This is a genomic window from Agrobacterium vacciniicorymbosi, from assembly GCF_040427045.1.
Taxonomy (GTDB): domain Bacteria; phylum Pseudomonadota; class Alphaproteobacteria; order Rhizobiales; family Rhizobiaceae; genus Agrobacterium.
This window is the reverse complement of the sequence record NZ_JBETMF010000012.1, coordinates 23,206-42,583: the sequence shown is the minus strand read 5'-3', so window position 1 is coordinate 42,583 and position 19,378 is coordinate 23,206. Positions and strand designations below refer to the sequence as shown.

Here is a 19,378-nt window from a genome sequence, read left to right as displayed (position 1 = left end):
CTCCGGCATGGCACGGCGGCGAATGGCGATGCGGTTTCACACAACGACTTTAGCCCGTTCCTACAAACATGTCGCGCAAAGTGATGCGCGACATGTTTCAGAACCACCGTGGCAGCACTGCTTATTCGGAAACGCTCAGGAAGCGGCTAAGGTGCTCATCAACCGCATTGTCCTGCCAGCCCTTGACGCGGTCGGAAACCAGCCAGAGGGATGCTTGGGTCAGGAAAGGAGCAATCGGCTGATCGTTCATGAGGATCGTATCAGCCTCATGAAGAATCTTCATACGAGCAGCAGGATCAGCTTCCTCATAAGACTTCTTCATCAACGCATCGAACTCAGGGTTGTTGTACTTCGAATAGTTGAAGGTCTTATTGGTCGATATTGAGAGCGCAAGGAATGTTTCCGGGTCCGCATAGTCCGCAACCCAGCCCGCACGTGCAACGTTGAACTTTCCGCCTTCCTGCAGGTAACCGTAGTGAGATGCCACATCGAGGTTGACCAACGAAACCTTGGCACCAAACGTGGTCTTCCACATATCGGCAATAGCAGTAGCAACGCGCTCATGGTTTGGATTGGTGTTATAACGGATTTCAATAGAAAGCGGTTTGCCGCCTTCTCCATAACCCGCTTCCTTCATGAGCTTGAGGGCTTCGTCTTCACGATCCAGTTGCGAAAGCGATGCGAAATCCGGCTTCGCAGGTTCGCCATAGCCGCTCATGCCCGGCGGGACGATGGAGTATGACGGAAGCTGCGATCCGTTATAAATTTCCTTGGCGAGGAAGTCGCGATCCACAGCCATGGAGAGTGCGCGGCGAACGCGGACGTCGTTATATGGTGCTTCGCGTGTGTCGAATGTGTAGTAGTACGTCGCCAGCCATGGTGCGACGCGAACCTGATCGCCATAAGACTTCCGCAGACGTTCAATCTGGTCCGACGAAAAATTATAGGCGATGTCCATTTCCTTGGCTTCGAAACGACGGACATTTGCAGCCTGATCGTCGATCGGATAGAAAACGACTTTGTCGATCTTGGTGTTGGCGGCATCCCAGAAATTCGGGTTTTTGACGACCGTCAGACTGTCATTGGGAACATGTGCCTGAAGCGTGTAAGCACCGTTAGAAACCATAACGCCCGGCTTCACGAATTCTGTGCCGTTCTTCACGACGCTCGCCTTTGAAACGGGAAGTGCCGTCTGATGGGTTAGAAGCTCAAGGAAGAACGGTGTTGAGCGCTCAAGCGTGATTTCCAGCGTCTTGTCGTCCACGACCTTCACGCCGAGTTCATCAACCTTGGCTTCGCCCTTGTTGATCTTTTCGGCATTCTTAATCGGATAAAGAATATTGGCGTATTTCGCGGCAGTGGCCGGGTCTTCAACGCGCTTGAACGAAAACGCGAAATCCTCTGCGGTTACAGGCGTACCGTCGGACCATTTTGCATCTGCGCGAAGCTTGAAGGTGTAAACGGTGCCGTCATCGGACACGGTCCAGCTTTCTGCAGTACCCGGAACGACCTTCCCAGACGCATCATAAATCGTCAGACCCTCATAGAGGTCCTTCAGGATGAAGGCTTCGATGTTGATCGAAGTCTGAGCCTGATCGAGGGTCTGCGGCTCCCCGGCGTTACCACGGTGCAGAACGGTTTCTGCGAGAGCTGAACTTGCGCCAATCAGAAGCGAGCCTAGCAGGAGTGCGGCGCGCGTTGTTGTTTTTATCGAAAGCATTTTTTTATTTCCCCATAAAGTGTGAGAACGCGCAAACAAGGACAAAACGCGCCGAGGCGCAACCCCAATATTTACCGACTGGGAAAATTGAGGGTGTTGCGAAAATTGATTGTGGAAAACGTCGACGTACAAAACAAACCCACCACTTTCGCTTTTCATCAAAATGAAATAAAAACGAAAGCCTGCACATATCAACGGGTCACCGCATAATGTTCTTCACACCGCGCCAGCTGGAAATCATCGAACTCGCTAAGTCCGAAGGCAAGGTCATCGTCGAGGATCTGGCGACGCAGTTTTCGGTCACCTCGCAGACGATTCGCAAAGACCTGAACGAATTATGCGAAGCACGCGCGCTGACGCGAATCCATGGCGGCGCGATCTTTCCTAGCAGCACGGAGAACGTCCGTTACGAAGCCCGGCGGTCCATCGCGGCGACGGAAAAACAGGCGATTGGCCGTGCCGCGGCAGCGCTCATTCCCAATAAATCTTCGCTTTTCATCAATATCGGCACGACGACGGAAGCCGTTGGCGAAGCCTTGCTGAACCACCACGAATTGATGGTCATTACCAACAATATCAATGTTGCCAACAGGTTAAGGATATTCCCCGGCATTGAGGTCGTCATCGCTGGCGGTGTGGTGCGCGGATCGGATGGCGGCATCGTGGGAGAAGCGGCGGTTGATTTCATTCGCCAGTTCAAGGTGGACTATGCGGTCATCGGCGTATCGGCCATCGACAAAGACGGCGCGCTACTGGATTACGATTTCCGCGAGGTGAAAGTGGCGCAGGCCATCATGGCCAATGCCCGGCACGTCATTCTGGTTTCCGACTCAAGCAAATTCGAGCGCACGGCACCGGTGAGGATTGGCCACCTCTCTCAGGTTCACACCTTCATCACCGACCACTGTCCGCTTCCATCGGTCAGCGCCATCTGCCGCGAAAACGGCGTCGAACTCATCGAAACCGAAGGTGAGAAGCCGGAAAATTAAACGATTAACATTCGTTTGACATTCACTTTGTTTTCATTTTAACTCCCCTCAATTTCGAATTCCAAGAATAAGCGGCACAATGCCGCGTCAGGGAGAGACCAAGTGAGTGAGCAGGCGGTCCGCGATATTTTCGTGATCGGTGGTGGCATCAACGGGTGCGGAATCGCACGTGATGCTGCCGGTCGCGGTTATTCCGTGACGCTGGCCGAGATGAATGATTTCGCATCCGGCACCTCCTCTGGCGCGACCAAGCTCATCCACGGCGGCCTTCGCTATCTTGAACATTACGAGTTTCGACTGGTTCGCGAAGCGCTGATGGAGCGCGAAGTGCTGTGGGCCATGGCCCCACACATCATCTGGCCGATGCGCTTCGTTCTGCCCTTCCACAAGGGCGGCATTCGCCCTGCTTGGCTTATCCGTCTCGGCCTATTTCTTTATGACCATTTGGGCGGCAGGAAACTTCTGCCCGCCACGAAATCTCTGGACATGCGCCGCGATCCCGCTGGCAAGCCGCTGAAGCCACTCTTCACTAAAGCTTTCGAATATTCTGACGGCTGGGTGGATGATGCGCGTCTGGTTGTGCTGAACGCGCGGGACGCCGCCGACCGTGGCGCAGACATCATGAGCCGCGCGAAGGTGGTTTCCGTTCGTCGCGAAAACGGGCTCTGGAATGTAGACGTCAAGGACAACGCCACCGGAACTGTGAAAACCGTTCAGGCACGTATGCTGGTCAACGCCTCGGGCCCGTGGGTGGACAAAGTTCTGTCCAACGCGGCAGGCAAAAATCAGGTGCACAATGTGCGGCTGGTCCAAGGCAGCCACATCATCGTGAAAAAGAAGTTCAACGATCCACGCGCTTACTTTTTCCAGAACCCCGATAACCGCATCATCTTCGCCATTCCCTACGAGACCGATTTCACGCTGATCGGCACGACGGACCGGGATTATCAGGGTGACCCCGCCGATGTTAAAATCAGCGGCGAGGAGACGGATTATCTTTGCAATGCTGCGAGTGAATATTTTGCTGAGCCGGTTACGAAGGACGATATCGTCTGGACCTACTCCGCCGTGCGTCCGCTGTTTGACGATGGCGCATCCAGCGCGCAGGAAGCGACCCGCGATTATGTGCTGAAGCTTGAGAATGCTTCCGGTGAAGCGCCGCTGCTGAACGTGTTCGGCGGCAAGCTGACGACCTATCGTCGTCTGGCAGAACACGCGCTGGAGAAGGTGGCGGAAGCCATTGGCGACAAGGGCAAGCCGTGGACGGGCAAAAGCTCGCTTCCGGGCGGTGATTTCGCCGCCACCGGCTATGAGGCGGAAGTTAAAAAGCTCAACACAAAATATAGCTTTCTATCCGAGCGTCAGGCGCGCAGACTGGTGCGTCTCTACGGAACGAAGGCAAATGCGATCCTTGGCGATGCGACCAGCATGGAGGCGCTCGGTCAGCATTTCGGAGGCGATCTTTATGAGCGCGAAGTCGAATGGCTGATGCGACAGGAATGGGCCAGAACCAGCGACGACGTGTTGTGGCGCAGAACGAAGCAAGGCCTGCATTTCTCATCTGAGCAAGTGGCTATACTCGACGACTACATGAAGGCGGCAGTGGCCGCCTGACGAGAGCCCGCAAGGGCGCTCTTAAAATATTGAAGCAGATATCTTGCAGGTTGGGAGGCCTCGGGACAGCATGCTGGAATTACGCAACATTGCAAAGATGGTGGGTGGTGATTACCACATCTACCCCACCAATCTGACCCTCAAGCGAGGCACGTTGAACGTGCTGCTGGGGCCGACGCTGTCTGGAAAAACATCGCTGATGCGGCTGATGGCCGGTCTGGACAAGCCGACCGAAGGACAATTGTTGTTCGATGGCGCAGACGTCACCGGCAAGCGCGTGCAGGATCGCAGCGTTGCCATGGTCTACCAGCAGTTCATCAATTACCCCGCACTGACCGTCTACGAAAACATCGCCTCCCCGATGCGCATCGCCAAAAAGGATGCGGCGACCATCGACCGCGAAGTGCGGCGCGCGGCCGATCTTCTGCGGCTGACGCCGTACCTCGACCGCACCCCGCTCAACCTTTCCGGCGGCCAGCAGCAGCGCACGGCGCTCGCCCGCGCCATCGTCAAGAATGCCAGCCTCGTGCTGCTGGACGAGCCTCTCGCCAACCTCGATTACAAGCTGCGCGAGGAATTGCGCGAGGAACTGCCGAAGATTTTCGCTCTATCCGGGGCGATCTTCGTTTATGCGACGACCGAGCCATCGGAAGCCCTGCTTCTGGGTGGCAATACGGCCACCATGCATCAGGGGCATATCGCGCAATATGGCAGCACCATTGATCTCTACAGAAACCCTGTCGATCTCGTCTCGGCAAAGACCTTTGCTGACCCGCCACTCAATATCATCGCCCTCACCCGTTCCGGCCCTTCGTTTGTGCATAATGGCCAACCTGTTTTCGACGTACCCGCGCACCTCTCGGGCATTGCAGATGGGCCGGTGACGGTGGCGTTCCACCCGCACCATCTTTACCCAACGCCCACTCATGGCGGCGCAGTCAAACTTTCCGCAAAGACGCTGATCTCCGAAATCGCCGGTTCAGAAAGCTTCATTCACGTCGATTTTGCCGGCAATCGCTGGGTGATGCTGACGCGCGGCATTCTGGATATCGAGCCGGACAAGCAGATCGATATCTATCTGGATACCCGCCATCTGATGGCATTCGATGCGAATGGCCGCTCGCTTGCAACCCCGCAACAAGCAGCCGCGTGAGGAGAAGAGACCATGGCACGCATCAGTCTCGACCACATCCGTCACGCTTACAACGCCAAAGCCAAGGCCGCCAATGACTATGCCCTGAAGGAAGTGAATTACGAGTGGAGCGATGGCGGCGCCTATGCGCTGCTGGGCCCATCCGGTTGCGGCAAGACCACTTTGCTCAACATCATCTCCGGCCTCATAAACCCGTCCGATGGCCGCATTCTGTTCGATGGCAAGGACGTGACCAACCTGCCGACGGAACAGCGCAACATTGCGCAGGTGTTTCAGTTTCCGGTCATTTACGACACCATGACGGTCTACGACAATCTGGCCTTTCCCTTGCGCAATCGCGGCGTGCCGGAGGCCGATGTCGACAGGCGCGTCAACGAAATCCTCGAAATGATCGACCTCGGCGCATGGGGCAAACGCCGCGCGCATCGCCTGACCGCCGACCAGAAGCAGAAGATTTCGCTTGGGCGCGGGCTGGTCCGCAATGACGTGAACGCCATTCTTTTCGATGAGCCGCTGACCGTCATCGACCCACATATGAAGTGGGTGCTGCGCTCGCAGTTGAAGCGGCTGCACAAACAGTTCGGCTTTACCATGGTCTATGTCACGCATGACCAGACCGAAGCCATGACCTTCGCGGACAAAGTCGTCGTCATGTATGACGGGCAGATCGTGCAGATCGGCACCCCTGCCGAACTGTTTGAGCGGCCCAGCCACACCTTCGTCGGTTATTTCATCGGCTCGCCCGGCATGAACTTCATGCCCGTGTCACTGGACGGCGCGCAGGCGAAAATAGGCGATCAGCATGTCTTGCTCGACGCAGCACCAAATGTTGAGACTGGTGCGAAAACGGAACTCGGCATTCGCCCGGAATTTATCTCGCTCGGGCGCGAGGGCATGCCGGTTACGATCAGCAAGGTCGAGGATATCGGCCGCCAGAAGATCGTCCGCGCCAGTTTTGCCGGGCATCCGCTGACCGTGGTGGTGCCTGAAGATGGCGACATTCCGTCTGAACCCCGCGTCACTTTCGATCCGAAAGCCATCGGCATCTACGCCGATAGCTGGCGCGTTGGCACGGGAGCCTGAGCCATGGAAAAAACCGTCAATAACAAGGCTTGGTTTCTGGTCATCCCGGTCCTGATCCTCGTCGCATTTTCCGCCGTGATTCCGCTGATGACGGTCGTCAATTATTCGGTTCAGGACACGTTCGGCAACAACCAGTTCTTCTGGGCGGGTACCGACTGGTTCGTGCAGATGCTGCACTCGCCCCGCTTCTGGGATGCGCTGATGCGCAACCTGATTTTCTCGATGGTCATTCTGGCCATCCAGATCCCGCTCGGCATTCTCATTGCACTCAACATGCCGAAAACCGGCCTCGGCGTGCCGGTCTGCCTCGTGCTGATGGCGCTGCCGCTTCTCATTCCGTGGAACGTGGTCGGCACCATCTGGCAGGTCTTCGGGCGTGTCGATATCGGTTTCCTCGGCCATTATCTCTCGAAGATCGGCATCGATTATAACTACACGCAGGATCCGGTGGATGCCTGGGCGACCGTCATCATCATGGATGTATGGCACTGGACGAGCCTTGTCGTGCTGCTGTGCTACGCCGGTCTCGTCTCGATCCCGGACGCCTATTATCAGGCCGCCCGCATCGATGGCGCATCGCGCTGGTCGGTATTCCGTTACATCCAGTTGCCGAAGATGAAGCGCGTGCTGCTGATCGCCGTTCTTCTGCGTTTCATGGACAGCTTCATGATTTACACCGAACCCTTTGTTGTCACAGGCGGTGGCCCCGGCAACTCCACCACCTTCCTGTCCATCGACCTTGTGAAGATGGCGGTGGGACAGTTCGATCTGGGTCCGGCAGCGGCGATGTCGATCATCTACTTCCTGATCATCCTCGCGCTGTCCTGGATTTTCTACACCGTCATGACCAATAGCGACGAACAGGCTTGAGAAAGGAGAACATCATGAGCAATTCCAAATCCATTACCCGCTTCTCCTTCCTCATCCCGACGATTTACATCGTCTTCCTGCTGCTGCCGATCTATTGGCTCGTGAATATGAGCTTCAAGGAAAATGGCGAGATTCTCGGTGCCTTTTCGCTGTGGCCGCAAAACCCGACGCTGCGCAATTACACCATCATCTTTACCGACCCGGCCTGGTACAACGGCTACATCAACTCCATCATCTATGTGGTGATGAACACGGTGATTTCGGTCGCTGCCGCGCTGCCCGCCGCCTATGCTTTCTCGCGCTACCGCTTCCTCGGTGACAAGCACCTGTTCTTCTGGCTGCTGACGAACCGCATGGCACCGCCTGCCGTTTTCGCCCTACCCTTCTTCCAGCTCTATTCCGCCTTTGGGCTGATCGACACCCACATCGCGGTGGCGATTGCCCACTGCCTGTTCAACGTTCCACTGGCGGTCTGGATTCTCGAAGGCTTCATGTCCGGCGTGCCCAAGGAAATCGATGAAACCGCCTATATCGACGGCTATTCCTTCCCGCGCTTTTTCGTGAAAATTTTCATGCCACTCATCGCCAGCGGCATCGGTGTCGCGGCCTTCTTCTGCTTCATGTTCTCATGGGTGGAACTGCTGCTGGCCAGAACGCTGACAACAACTGCCGCCAAGCCGATTGCCGCCACCATGACCCGTACCGTCTCCGCATCCGGCATGGATTGGGGCGTGCTGGCTGCCGCCGGTGTGCTGACCATTATTCCCGGCGCGCTGGTCATCTATTTCGTCCGAAACTACATCGCCAAGGGCTTTGCCCTCGGCCGCGTCTAACGAAGGAGAAGCCGCATGAATTTTTCCTGGATGGCATGGACGCTGCCGACGGCGCTGTTTTTTCTGACCATATTAATGCTGCTGATTGGCATGGCGGTTTGGGAATATATCTCGCCTGGCGGCAATCCGCGCGTCGGCATCTTGCGCTTCGAGACGACACGCGGCGACCGGCTGTTCGTGTCGCTGCTCGGCTCCGCATTCATCCACCTGGCATGGCTCGGCTTTGTTGGCCCCGGCCTTTGGTGGGCACTGGCTCTTTCGGTTGTCTATGCGATTGGCGTGTTTCGCTTCGTTTAGACAGCCGACTGAAATACCGGGAGGGAGGACCGCCCGGATACATCTGCAAGCAATCGTAAACACTGGGAGGATGATTATGCGAGTGCATCTTTTAACAACGACGGCAGCGGCGCTGCTGGCCATATCAGGCGTGGCAAATGCCGGTATGAACGAGGCCAAAACCTTTCTGGACAAGGAAATCGGTGATCTTTCCAGCCTGACCCGTGCGGATCAGGAAAAAGAAATGCAGTGGTTCATCGATGCCGCCAAGCCTTTTGCCGGCATGGACATCAAGGTCGTCTCTGAAACGCTGACGACGCATGAATACGAGTCCAAGGTACTGGCCAAAGCCTTCACCGAAATCACCGGCATCAAGCTGACGCACGATCTGATCGGCGAAGGCGACGTGGTGGAAAAGCTGCAAACACAGATGCAATCGGGCGAAAACATTTATGACGCTTACATCAACGACAGCGATCTCATCGGCACCCACTGGCGTTACCAGCAGGCCCGCAACCTGACGGACTGGATGGCCAACGAAGGTAAGGATGTCACCAACCCCGGTCTCGACCTGAAGGACTTCATTGGCACCAAGTTCACCACAGCACCTGACGGCAAGCTCTACCAGTTGCCCGACCAGCAGTTCGCCAACCTCTACTGGTTCCGGTATGACTGGTTCAACGACGCCAAGAACAAGGCCGACTTCAAAGCCAAATACGGCTATGAGCTGGGTGTTCCCGTCAATTGGTCGGCCTATGAAGACATCGCCGCTTTCTTTACCGGTCGCGAAATCAACGGCAAGAAGGTCTACGGCCATATGGACTATGGCAAGAAAGACCCGTCACTTGGCTGGCGCTTTACCGATGCCTGGCTTTCCATGGCTGGCAACGGCGACAAAGGCCTGCCGAACGGTCTGCCTGTCGATGAATGGGGCATCAAGGTCAACGAGAAGTCACAGCCAGTCGGCTCTTGCGTTGCGCGCGGTGGTGACACCAACGGCCCTGCTTCGGTCTACGCCATCCAGAAATACCTCGACTGGTTGAAGGCTTATGCGCCTCCAGCAGCGCAGGGCATGAACTTCTCCGAATCCGGCCCCGTTCCGGCGCAGGGCGAAGTGGCGCAGCAGATTTTCTGGTACACGGCCTTCACGGCTGATGCAGTCAAGAAGGGACTGCCTGTAGTCAACGAGGATGGCACGCCGAAATGGCGCATGGCCCCCTCGCCGCATGGCGTTTACTGGAAAGACGGCATGAAGCTCGGCTATCAGGACGTGGGTTCCTGGACTTTGATGAAATCCACACCTGACGACCGCGCCAAAGCCGCATGGCTTTACGCGCAATTCGTGACATCGAAGACCGTGGACGTGAAGAAGAGCCATGTCGGCCTGACGCTTATTCGTGAATCCTCGATCAACCACGAAAGCTTCACCAAGCGGGCCAAAGATCTCGGCGGCCTGATCGAGTTCTACCGTTCACCTGCCCGCGTTCAGTGGTCTCCAACCGGCACCAACGTTCCTGATTATCCAAAGCTGGCACAGCTCTGGTGGCAGGCCGTGGGTGATGCGTCCTCGGGTGCCAAGACAGCACAGGGTGCGATGGACTCGCTCTGCGCCGAACAGGAAAAGGTCATGCAACGTCTGGAACGCGCTGGCGTTCAGGGCGAAATCGGTCCGAAACTGGCTGAAGAGCACGATCTCGAATACTGGAACCAGGACGCCGTTGCGAAGGGCAACCTTGCACCACAGTTGAAGATCGCGGATGAAAAAGAAAAGCCGATGACCGTCAACTATGACGAACTGGTCAAAAGCTGGCAGAAGTAATTCTGCGGAATAAAGGAGACCGGGGACGGCTCGCTGCCCCCGGTTATGCGGCGGACCACATTTATGTCTGGGGTAACGTACCCCAACTTTCGTCACCCTCGGGCTTGTCCCGAGGGTCTACCGACGGTCAAGCAGACTTCGACGTAAGTCTATGCCGTAGACGTAAAGGCCGGAGGCGAATTGATCGCCTCCGGTTTTTTGGTTTTTACAATCTGCATCTATGGTCAGCTACCGTCGTGAATTACGAACCGTAGCAGATGCTCGGGACAAGCCCGAGCATGACGACCGAGAGACTTAAGCATCTCTAGTCGCTTACGAAATCACGGGGTCCAGCGAACCTGACGCATAACGCTTCGCCATTTCCCGCAGCGGGATAGGCGTGATCTTAGATGCCTGCCCCTCAGTCCAGAACAGTTCGAAGCGTTCCTTACAGAGCTTGGTCATCGCGTCGCGGGCAGGCTTCAGATACTTGCGCAGATCGAACTCAGCCGGATCTTCCGCCAGAACCTTGCGGATCTGTCCGGTGATGGCCATGCGGCAGTCAGTATCGATGTTGATCTTGCGCACACCGTTTTTGATACCGCGTTGGATTTCCTCGATAGGCACACCCCAGGTCGGCTTAATCGCGCCGCCATATGCGTTGATAATGTCCTGCAAATCCTGCGGCACGGTGGAAGAACCGTGCATCACCAGATGTGTGTTGGGCAGCTTGTTATGAATTTCCTCGATGACATTCATGGCCAGCACGCTGCCATCCGGCCTGCGAGTGAATTTATACGCGCCGTGGCTTGTGCCCATGGCAACGGCCAGCGCATCCACCTTGGTTTCGCGCACGAACTTCACGGCTTCGTCCGGGTCGGTCAGCAACTGGTCGTGCGACAGCACGCCCTCGGCACCGTGGCCATCTTCAGCCTCGCCCATACCGCTTTCCAGCGAACCAAGGACACCCAATTCGCCCTCAACGGAAATGCCGCCGTAATGGGCCATGTCGGTTACCTGGCGGGTGACGCCGACATTATAATCCCAGTCACCGGGCGTCTTGCCATCGGCTTTCAGCGAACCATCCATCATGACGGATGTGAAACCGGCCTGAATGGCGGTCATACAGCTCGCTGCTTCGTTCCCGTGGTCCAGATGAACGCAGACGGGAATGTGCGGATAGATTTCCACGACCGCATCCATCATGTGCTTGAGCATGATGTCGTTGGCATAGGCGCGCGCACCGCGAGATGCCTGCATGATGACAGGCGAATTGGTGGCATCCGCCGCATCCATAATGGCCAGCGCCTGTTCCATATTATTAATGTTGAAGGCAGGTACGCCATAGCCGTGTTCTGCCGCGTGATCGAGCAACTGACGGAGCGTTATTCGAGCCAAGGTATTTCCCCCTAAACGAATTGATTTGAAAACGGCATATTTCAATACCATCCCGTCCGTTGATGGACAGATTGGTACTATCGCCGCGAGAAAACCAACTATCCAGCTTTTTTTGACATTCATCAGCAAAGAATGGCTGTGCCGGGCGCGTTCGAGCCCCCGATTTTCTCTGAATTGCCAAGAATTCGGGCGCGAAGGCAGGAAAGTTACGCAAAGATTAAAATACCGTGACCTGTCGTGGTTTGGCGGATGGCCGTCGCATTTTGCGTAGGTTATGGGCCAGCTTCGCGCCATCATCCCTTCAACCTTGCAAAAGACAAGAACAGTGGCACGCCCCGCGGCAGGTTTGCCTCTTATAAGCGCCGCCAATAAAGGGAACAGATATGAAGAAACTGCTTGCATCGACCTGTCTGGTGTTCGGTCTGCTGGGTGGCGCATCCGCGTCGAATGCCGCAGAATGCGGTAGCCCCACCATCGCCAGCATGAACTGGCAGAGCGCGGAAGTGCTCTCTGCCATTGATAAGATCATTCTCAACGAGGGCTATGGTTGCAGTGCCGATATCACCATTGGCGACACCGTGCCGACCATCACCTCCATGGTGGAAAAAGGCCAGCCGGATATCGCGCCGGAAGCATGGGCCGATACGCTGCCAGATGTGGTCAAGCGTGGCGTGGATGAAGGCAAACTTGTCGTTGCCGCAACGGCTTTGCCGGATGGTGGCATTCAGGGCTGGTGGATACCGAAATATGTGGCCGAAGCCCATCCCGATATCAAAACCATTGGCGACCTCTTGAAAAACCCCAAGCTTTTCCCGGATGCCGAAAATCCTGACAAGGGCGCCATCGTCAACGGCCCGCAGGGCTGGGGCGGCACCGTCGTCACGGCTCAGCTTTACAAGGCATTCGGCGCTGAGAAAGCTGGCTTCAACCTCATCGATAGCGGTTCTTCCGCTGGTCTCGATGGCTCGATCGCAAAGGCTTATGAGCGCAAACAGCCATGGGTCGGCTACTACTGGTCACCCACCGCCCTTCTCGGCAAGTATGAAATGGTGAAGCTGGAGCCCGGCGTTGCCGCTGATCCTGCTGAGTGGAAGCGTTGCAACACAGTTGCAGATTGCCCGGACCCGAAGCCGAACGCATGGCCGGTCGATAAGGTCGTCACACTGGTCGCCAAGCCCTTCTCGGAAAAGGCCGGTCCCGCCGTTATGGACTATCTCAACAAGCGGTCCTGGAGCAACGCAACCGTCAACAAGCTGATGGCCTGGATGACGGACAATCAGGCAACGGGTGAAGACAGCGCCAAGCATTTCCTGAAAGAAAACCCAGATATCTGGACCAAGTGGGTGTCTGCCGACGCTGCGGAAAAGATCAAGGCTTCGCTCTGACGACCTTCCCTGCTGCCTGGACCCGCAGTCCGGCAGCCACGCAAATAGACATGCGATTGGCAAAACCAGTCGCATGTCGCCGCGATCATAGGGGAATTGTATGGATTGGTTTTACACGTTTCCGCACATGAACGATGAGACGCTTCGAAATCTGAAAAAGATGATCGATGACGGCTTTCGTGAATTCACGCGTGCCTGGGGCGGCACGATAGAGGGCTTCTTCTCACCCCTGCAACAGTTTCTGATCGCCGCAGAGCGCTTCATGACGCAGACGCCCTGGCCGATCATCATCCTGATCATTATGGCCATTGCCTGGTTTGCCAGCCGCAATCTCAAGATCGTTCTCAGCTGTCTTCTGACCCTTCTCGCCATCGGCTATTTCGACATGTGGACGGATACGATGCGGACGATCTCGATGATCTTCGTCTGCACGGTGCTATCCATCATCATCGGCATTCCCATCGGAATCGCCATGTCACATTCCAACCGTGTGCAGCGGGTCATCAATCCCATCCTCGATGTCATGCAGACCATGCCGAGTTTCGTGTATCTCATTCCGGTAGTGATGCTGCTGGGCATCGGCAGGGTGCCGGGGTTGATCGCGGTCGTCATCTACGCCATTCCACCGATGATACGCTTGACCAATCTCGGCATACGGTTGGTGGACCGCGATGTGCTGGAGGCAGCCGATGCGTTTGGCTCGTCCGGCTGGCAAAAACTGTTCAAGGTGCAATTGCCGCTGGCGCTTCCCACCATCATGGCCGGCATCAACCAGACCATCATGATGGCGCTCGCCATGGTCGTCGTTGCCTCGATGATCGGCGTGCAGGGGCTTGGCCAGCCGGTTCTGAAAGCCATCGCCAACCAGTATTTCACGCTCGGCATCTTCAATGGCCTAGCCATTGTCGGCATTGCCATCATCTTCGACCGTATCAGCCAGGCCTATGGCAAAAGGCTCCAGAAACATCAGGAGATGGCCCATGGCTGACGCTTTCGGCGGCATCAAAATCAGCAATCTTTACAAGATTTTCGGCAGCAACCCTCAAGCCCATGTGGAAGCGGTGAGAAACGGGCTGACGAAGACGGAGCTGAATGAACGATACGGCCATGTTCTGGGCCTGCGGGATATCAATATCGACATCCCCTCCGGTTGCATTCAGGTCATCATGGGCCTCTCCGGCTCCGGCAAGTCCACGCTCATCCGCCACATCAACCGGCTGATCGACCCGACCGCAGGCGAAGTGCTGGTCGATGGCGTGGATGTGGTGAAGATGAATGCCACGGAGCTGCGCGCCTTTCGCCGCCACCAGACCGCTATGGTGTTCCAGAAATTCGCGCTGCTGCCGCATCGGAACGTGCTGGATAACACTGTCTATGGACTTGAGGTGCAGGGCATGGCGCGGGCGCAGAGCGTCGAGATCGCCATGCGCTGGCTGGAGCGTGTCGGGCTGAAAGGCTTTGAAACGCGTTTCCCCAACCAGCTGTCCGGCGGCATGCAGCAGCGCGTAGGTCTGGCGCGCGCACTCTCCAACGATGCCCCGGTTCTGTTAATGGACGAGGCCTATTCTGCGCTCGATCCGCTGATCCGCACCGACATGCAAACAGTGCTTCTGGATATTCAGAAGGAAATCAGGAAAACCATCATCTTCATCACCCATGATCTGGATGAGGCACTGCGTCTGGGCGACCAGATTGCCATTCTGCGCGATGGCGAGGTCATTCAGCAGGGCACCAGTCAGGACATCGTGCTGCGCCCGGCGGATGATTACATCGCCAACTTCGTCAAGGAAGTGAACCGCGGTCGCGTCATCAATGTGGAGGCCATCATGTCGCCGGTCAGGCCGGGCTTGCCGCTCAGCGGTCCACAGGTTTTGGCGGGAACCAGCGTGGAGGAAGCCATGCGTTTGCTGTCGATCAGCGGTCAGGACGATGCAGCCGTTGCCAGCCCGTTCGGAGAGGTTTTGGGAATGGTCAGTTTCCGCCAACTTGCCAGCGCTATCGTCAATGCGCAGGTAACGGAAGGGGAAAGCGGCATTCACTCCACCGCAGGCATCGTTCGCGCCAAGGCCTGAACAGACTGTTCACAATCTTGGCCGTACATTCGTTGAATTGCGCACTATATGTTTGGCAACGAAACATACGCAATTCAGGTGAAATATCATGAAAAAGATCGGTTTTCTGTCTTTCGGGCACTGGAGCCCTGGTGCCCATTCGCAAGCGCGCACCGCCAAGGACGTGCTTCAGCAATCCATCGAGCTGTCCGTTGCCGCTGAAGAGATCGGCGTCGATGGCGCTTACTTCCGCGTCCACCACTTTGCCCGCCAGTTGGCCTCACCCTTTCCGCTGCTGGCCGCCGTTGGTGCCAGAACGAAAAAGATCGAGATCGGCACCGGCGTTATCGATATGCGCTACGAAAACCCGCTCTATATGGCGGAGGATGCTGGCGCTGCCGACCTCATTTCCAATGGTCGCCTGCAACTGGGCCTTAGCCGCGGTTCGCCCGAACAGGTGATCGATGGCTGGCGCTATTTTGGCTATCAGCCGAAAGACGGTGCAAGCGATGCAGATATGGGCCGCAACAGCACCGAAGTCTTTCTGGAAGTGCTCAAAGGTGAAGGGTTTGCCGAACCGAACCCGCATCCGATGTTCCCCAACCCTCCCGGCCTTCTCCGTCTGGAGCCGCATTCGGAAGGTCTGCGCGACCGCATCTGGTGGGGCGCTGGCTCCAACGCCACAGCCATCTGGGCGGGCAAGTTGGGCATGAACCTGCAAAGCTCGACCCTGAAGGACGACGAAACAGGCGAGCCATTTCATGTGCAGCAAGCTGCGCAGATCCGGGCGTTCCGTCAGGCATGGAAGGAAGCCGGTCACAGCCGCGAGCCGCGCGTTTCCGTCAGCCGCAGCATTTTTGCGCTGGTTGATGACCGCGACCGCGCCTATTTCGGCGGCGGTAGCAAAGAGAGCGACAGCATCGGTTATCTTGATGCCAACACGCGCGCCATCTTCGGTCGCTCCTATGCGGCAGAGCCGGACGTGCTGATCAAGGAACTGGCAAAGGACGAGGCGATCGCCGAAGCCGATACGCTGCTGTTGACGATCCCGAACCAGTTGGGCGTCGACTACAATGTCCACGCGCTGGAATCGATCCTGAAGCACGTCGCGCCGGAACTCGGCTGGCGCTAAACATCAGGTCCACGGCATCAAGCGATGCCGTGGACTTTTACGTTATTCGGCAAAATCCACCACAAGACCCTTGGTCAGTTCCAGAGCCTGCCGCTCGAAGAGACCGCGATAGATGCCGCCCTTCTTCTGGATGAGGCTGAGATGCGTGCCCTCTTCCGCGATTTTGCCGTGATCGAACACCAGCAGCCGATCCAGAGACCTGACGGTCGAGAGACGGTGCGCAACCACAAGCGTGGTGCGTCCCAGCATCAGCCGCTCCATCGCGTTCTGGATCAGCATCTCCGATTCCGAATCCAGACTGGATGTCGCCTCATCGAGAATGAGGACGGGGGCATCCGCCAGAAACGCCCGCGCAATGGCGATACGCTGACGCTCACCACCCGAAAGCTTCACGCCACGCTCGCCCACCAGCGTGCCGTAACCCTTGGGCAAAGCCGTGATGAAGCCATGTGCGCTGGCAAGTTTTGCCGCATTCTCGATTTCGCTCTGCGTGGCGTTCGGTCTTGCATAGGCAATATTTTCCGCAAGCGAGCGGTGAAACAGGATTGGCTCCTGCTGCACGATTGCAATCTGTTGGCGCAAGGACGCCTGCGACACCTGCGAAATATCCTGCCCATCGATGCGGATTGTGCCGTGGCTGACATCATGCAGACGCTGGATCAGCTTGATGAAGGTGGTCTTGCCAGAGCCGGAATGACCGACAAGTCCCACCCGCTCACCCGGCTTGATGATGACTGAGAAGTCCTTGTAAAGCGGCGCCAGATGCCTGCCGTAATGGAAGCTTACCCGGTCGAACTCTATTCTGCCCTCATCGATGACAAGCGCTTTTGCCCCGGACACATCTTCGATGCCAAGTGGCTGGGAGTGGATAGCGACAAGCTCTTCCATATCGTTGACCGACTTCTGCAAGTTACGGATATGCATACCGATTTCACGCAAATAACCTTGCAGAATGAAGAAGGCAGTTAGAACGAAAGTGATATCGCCCGCATTGGCTTTTCCGCTAGCCCATAGCAAAAGCGCAAGCCCGACCACGCCTGCCCGCAGGATGCTGAGCAGACTTGCCTGAAGTGTGCCGTTGATGGTGCCACGCGTCCATGTGCGCCGTGTCCGGTCCTGCCATTTGCCCATCACGCGTGTCAGGCGACGGTCCTCGCGGTCTTCCGCACCAAAAGCTTTCACCACGGCATTACAGGTCACCGCATCGGCCAGCGAGCCGCCCAGCTTGGTATCCCAGGCATTGGCAAGGCTCGCCATAGGCGCAACATAGCCAAGCGCCATGCACACCGTAATGACGACGAACAGAAGCGAACCGAGACCGACGAGCAGGCCCATCATTGGCCAGTACCATGTCATCAACACGGTCGAGCCGATGAGCATGACGACGGACGGAAACAGTGCGACGAATACCACGTCATTCAGCAGATCGAGCGCCCACATGCCACGCGTGACCTTGCGCACCGTCGATCCGGCAAAGCTGTTGGCATGCCAATCCGAGGAGAAACGCTGGATGCGATGAAACGAATCCGCCGCAATATCCGTCATCGACCGCAGCGTGAAGCTGATGATGGTCATGAAGGTGGCGTGGCGCAGAATGACGGCCAGCACGGCAAGGCCCATGAGCCAGCAGAATGCTGTGAGCGCGTTGCTCCACGCAACAGGATCGCTCGCCGTGCCAGACACGACGGCATCCACCAGCCGCCCTGCGAACATGGGCGTCAGCACATCGGCAAGCGTGGAAAACAGAACCGCGAACAGCATGAAGCCGACGCGACCGGGTTGCTGGCGCCAATGCGCCCAACAAAAGCGAAAAACGCTGCGAAACGCCTGACTACGGCGCATTTTCAAACCAAAAGACATGAAAGCATCCCGGCAGACGCCGGTCCCATAAAAGAAGGAAAAACGGAATCCGCGCCGAATTGATGCGCGAAATAATTTGGGGAAAATCAGAAGAGGACCGGCCTACCGATCTTTACGCGTCAATCTCTTGTTCGACAGAAAAAGAGAGCGTCAACCGTGAATGGCCGATGCCACCGGGGAGTTGGAAAAATATGCCATTGAATACCTCCCTCGTTCACGTTGATGCGCATATAATAAGCAACTCGGTTCAAAAGCCAAGCCCGTTTTTGTCGCGATAATTCACTAAACCTCTGGCTGCGGCAGAGATGTCACAGGCGGCGCTCTAGCGCTGGTGCGGAGGGGCTGCGAAATCTCATATTTCCAAGCCAAAAACTGGCATCGCAAAGCCATTGCCACCAAATGCCAAAAGAAGAATTTTTCTCCTCGTCTACTAGCGTAATCTGGATGATTATTCGGCGACTTTGGGCGCGCGACGATAGAAAATCAAATTCTAACCTTATGCTTGGAGCATGCCATGACGTTGCGTATCAACCAGACCGCCCCGGATTTTACAGCAGATACAACCCAAGGGTCGATCAGCTTTCACGAATGGATCGGCGATAGCTGGGCTGTTCTGTTTTCCCACCCGAAGAACTTCACGCCGGTCTGCACCACCGAACTTGGCGCGATGGCGGGTCTGGATGGCGAGTTTAGGAAGCGCAATGTCAAGGTCATCGGCATTTCGGTGGATCCAGTGGAAAGCCATTCCAAATGGAAACAGGACATCCAGACCGCCACGGGATTCGAGGTTGCCTACCCACTGATCGGCGACAAGGATCTCAAGGTCGCCAAGCTCTACGACATGCTGCCGGATGACGCAGGCGAAAGCTCCGAGGGGCGTACGCCTGCCGATAACGCCACCGTCCGCTCCGTCTACGTCATCGGCCCCGACAAGAAGATCAAGCTGATCCTCACCTACCCGATGACCACAGGCCGCAACTTCGATGAAATCCTGCGCACGATTGACTCGATCCAGCTAACGGCAAAGCATCAGGTGGCGACACCGGCCAACTGGAAGCAGGGCGAGGACGTGATTATCACGGCTGCCGTTTCGAATGAGGATGCGATTGCGCGGTTTGGATCGTTCGATACGGTGCTGCCGTATTTGAGGAAGACGAAGCAGCCGCAGGGGTGAGAAGGGTTTAATTTAATGTACCGGGTGGGGCTTACCCCCCTC

Annotated in this window: 16 protein-coding genes; 13 read left to right on the top strand and 3 right to left on the bottom strand. The window is 56.6% G+C overall.

The window, feature by feature from the left end; all coding sequences use genetic code 11:
* Positions 1-121: 121 nt before the first annotated feature.
* On the bottom strand, positions 122-1,720 hold the full coding sequence (locus ABUK73_RS18085; protein ID WP_353578503.1) for a peptide ABC transporter substrate-binding protein: 1,599 nt from the start codon (positions 1,718-1,720) through the stop codon (positions 122-124).
* A gap of 209 nt (positions 1,721-1,929) precedes the next feature.
* Here ABUK73_RS18085 and ABUK73_RS18080 point away from each other — a divergent pair, with 209 nt between their 5' ends.
* From ABUK73_RS18080 to ABUK73_RS18045, 8 genes are all read left to right on the top strand, one after another.
* Positions 1,930-2,709 carry a DeoR/GlpR family DNA-binding transcription regulator gene (locus ABUK73_RS18080; RefSeq protein ID WP_353578502.1) on the top strand — a complete coding sequence of 260 codons (780 nt, stop codon included), beginning with the start codon at positions 1,930-1,932 and terminating at the stop codon, positions 2,707-2,709.
* Positions 2,710-2,811: 102 nt separating this feature from the next.
* On the top strand, positions 2,812-4,323 hold the full coding sequence (gene glpD, locus ABUK73_RS18075) for a glycerol-3-phosphate dehydrogenase (RefSeq protein ID WP_353578501.1): 1,512 nt from the start codon (positions 2,812-2,814) through the stop codon (positions 4,321-4,323).
* 70 nt (positions 4,324-4,393) lie between these two features.
* Complete coding sequence (locus tag ABUK73_RS18070; protein ID WP_353578500.1) at positions 4,394-5,476, top strand: ABC transporter ATP-binding protein; 1,083 nt, start codon at positions 4,394-4,396, stop codon at positions 5,474-5,476.
* 12 nt (positions 5,477-5,488) lie between these two features.
* Entirely contained in the window at positions 5,489-6,559 is a 1,071-nt protein-coding gene (locus ABUK73_RS18065; RefSeq protein WP_353578499.1) for an ABC transporter ATP-binding protein, read from the top strand.
* A gap of 3 nt (positions 6,560-6,562) precedes the next feature.
* Entirely contained in the window at positions 6,563-7,429 is an 867-nt protein-coding gene (locus ABUK73_RS18060) for a carbohydrate ABC transporter permease (protein WP_353578498.1), read from the top strand.
* A gap of 14 nt (positions 7,430-7,443) precedes the next feature.
* Complete coding sequence (locus ABUK73_RS18055; RefSeq protein WP_062451178.1) at positions 7,444-8,262, top strand: carbohydrate ABC transporter permease; 819 nt, start codon at positions 7,444-7,446, stop codon at positions 8,260-8,262.
* A 15-nt stretch (positions 8,263-8,277) separates the two neighbouring features.
* The gene (locus tag ABUK73_RS18050; RefSeq protein WP_353578497.1) at positions 8,278-8,559 is read left to right on the top strand and encodes a DUF2160 domain-containing protein; all 282 of its coding nucleotides are present in this window, start codon (positions 8,278-8,280) and stop codon (positions 8,557-8,559) included.
* Between the two features lie 76 nt (positions 8,560-8,635).
* On the top strand, positions 8,636-10,357 hold the full coding sequence (locus ABUK73_RS18045; RefSeq protein ID WP_353578496.1) for an ABC transporter substrate-binding protein: 1,722 nt from the start codon (positions 8,636-8,638) through the stop codon (positions 10,355-10,357).
* 312 nt (positions 10,358-10,669) lie between these two features.
* Here the strand turns inward: ABUK73_RS18045 and fba are convergent, their stop codons facing one another.
* A complete protein-coding gene (fba, locus tag ABUK73_RS18040) occupies positions 10,670-11,734 on the bottom strand; it encodes a class II fructose-bisphosphate aldolase (protein WP_353578495.1) in 1,065 nt (354 codons plus the stop codon).
* Between the two features lie 383 nt (positions 11,735-12,117).
* On the opposite strand from fba, the gene ABUK73_RS18035 reads away from it, so the two are divergent.
* The 4 genes from ABUK73_RS18035 (at position 12,118) to ABUK73_RS18020 (ending at position 16,302) form a co-directional block, all read left to right on the top strand.
* Positions 12,118-13,119 (top strand): ABC transporter substrate-binding protein, encoded by a 1,002-nt coding sequence (locus tag ABUK73_RS18035; protein ID WP_353578494.1) that lies wholly within the window; start codon positions 12,118-12,120, stop codon positions 13,117-13,119.
* A 100-nt stretch (positions 13,120-13,219) separates the two neighbouring features.
* On the top strand, positions 13,220-14,107 hold the full coding sequence (locus ABUK73_RS18030; protein WP_113087664.1) for an ABC transporter permease: 888 nt from the start codon (positions 13,220-13,222) through the stop codon (positions 14,105-14,107).
* Positions 14,100-15,191 (top strand): quaternary amine ABC transporter ATP-binding protein, encoded by a 1,092-nt coding sequence (locus ABUK73_RS18025; protein ID WP_353578493.1) that lies wholly within the window; start codon positions 14,100-14,102, stop codon positions 15,189-15,191. Before ABUK73_RS18030 ends, ABUK73_RS18025 begins: the two co-directional genes overlap by 8 nt.
* Positions 15,192-15,279: 88 nt before the next feature.
* Positions 15,280-16,302 (top strand): LLM class flavin-dependent oxidoreductase, encoded by a 1,023-nt coding sequence (locus ABUK73_RS18020; protein ID WP_353578492.1) that lies wholly within the window; start codon positions 15,280-15,282, stop codon positions 16,300-16,302.
* Positions 16,303-16,344: 42 nt separating this feature from the next.
* Here ABUK73_RS18020 and ABUK73_RS18015 read toward each other — a convergent pair whose 3' ends face one another.
* Entirely contained in the window at positions 16,345-18,162 is a 1,818-nt protein-coding gene (locus ABUK73_RS18015; RefSeq protein ID WP_353578491.1) for an ABC transporter ATP-binding protein, read from the bottom strand.
* Positions 18,163-18,676: 514 nt separating this feature from the next.
* Here ABUK73_RS18015 and ABUK73_RS18010 point away from each other — a divergent pair.
* Positions 18,677-19,336, top strand: a complete 660-nt coding sequence (locus ABUK73_RS18010) for a peroxiredoxin (protein ID WP_353578490.1) — start codon at positions 18,677-18,679, stop codon at positions 19,334-19,336.
* The last annotated feature ends 42 nt before the right edge of the window (positions 19,337-19,378 follow it).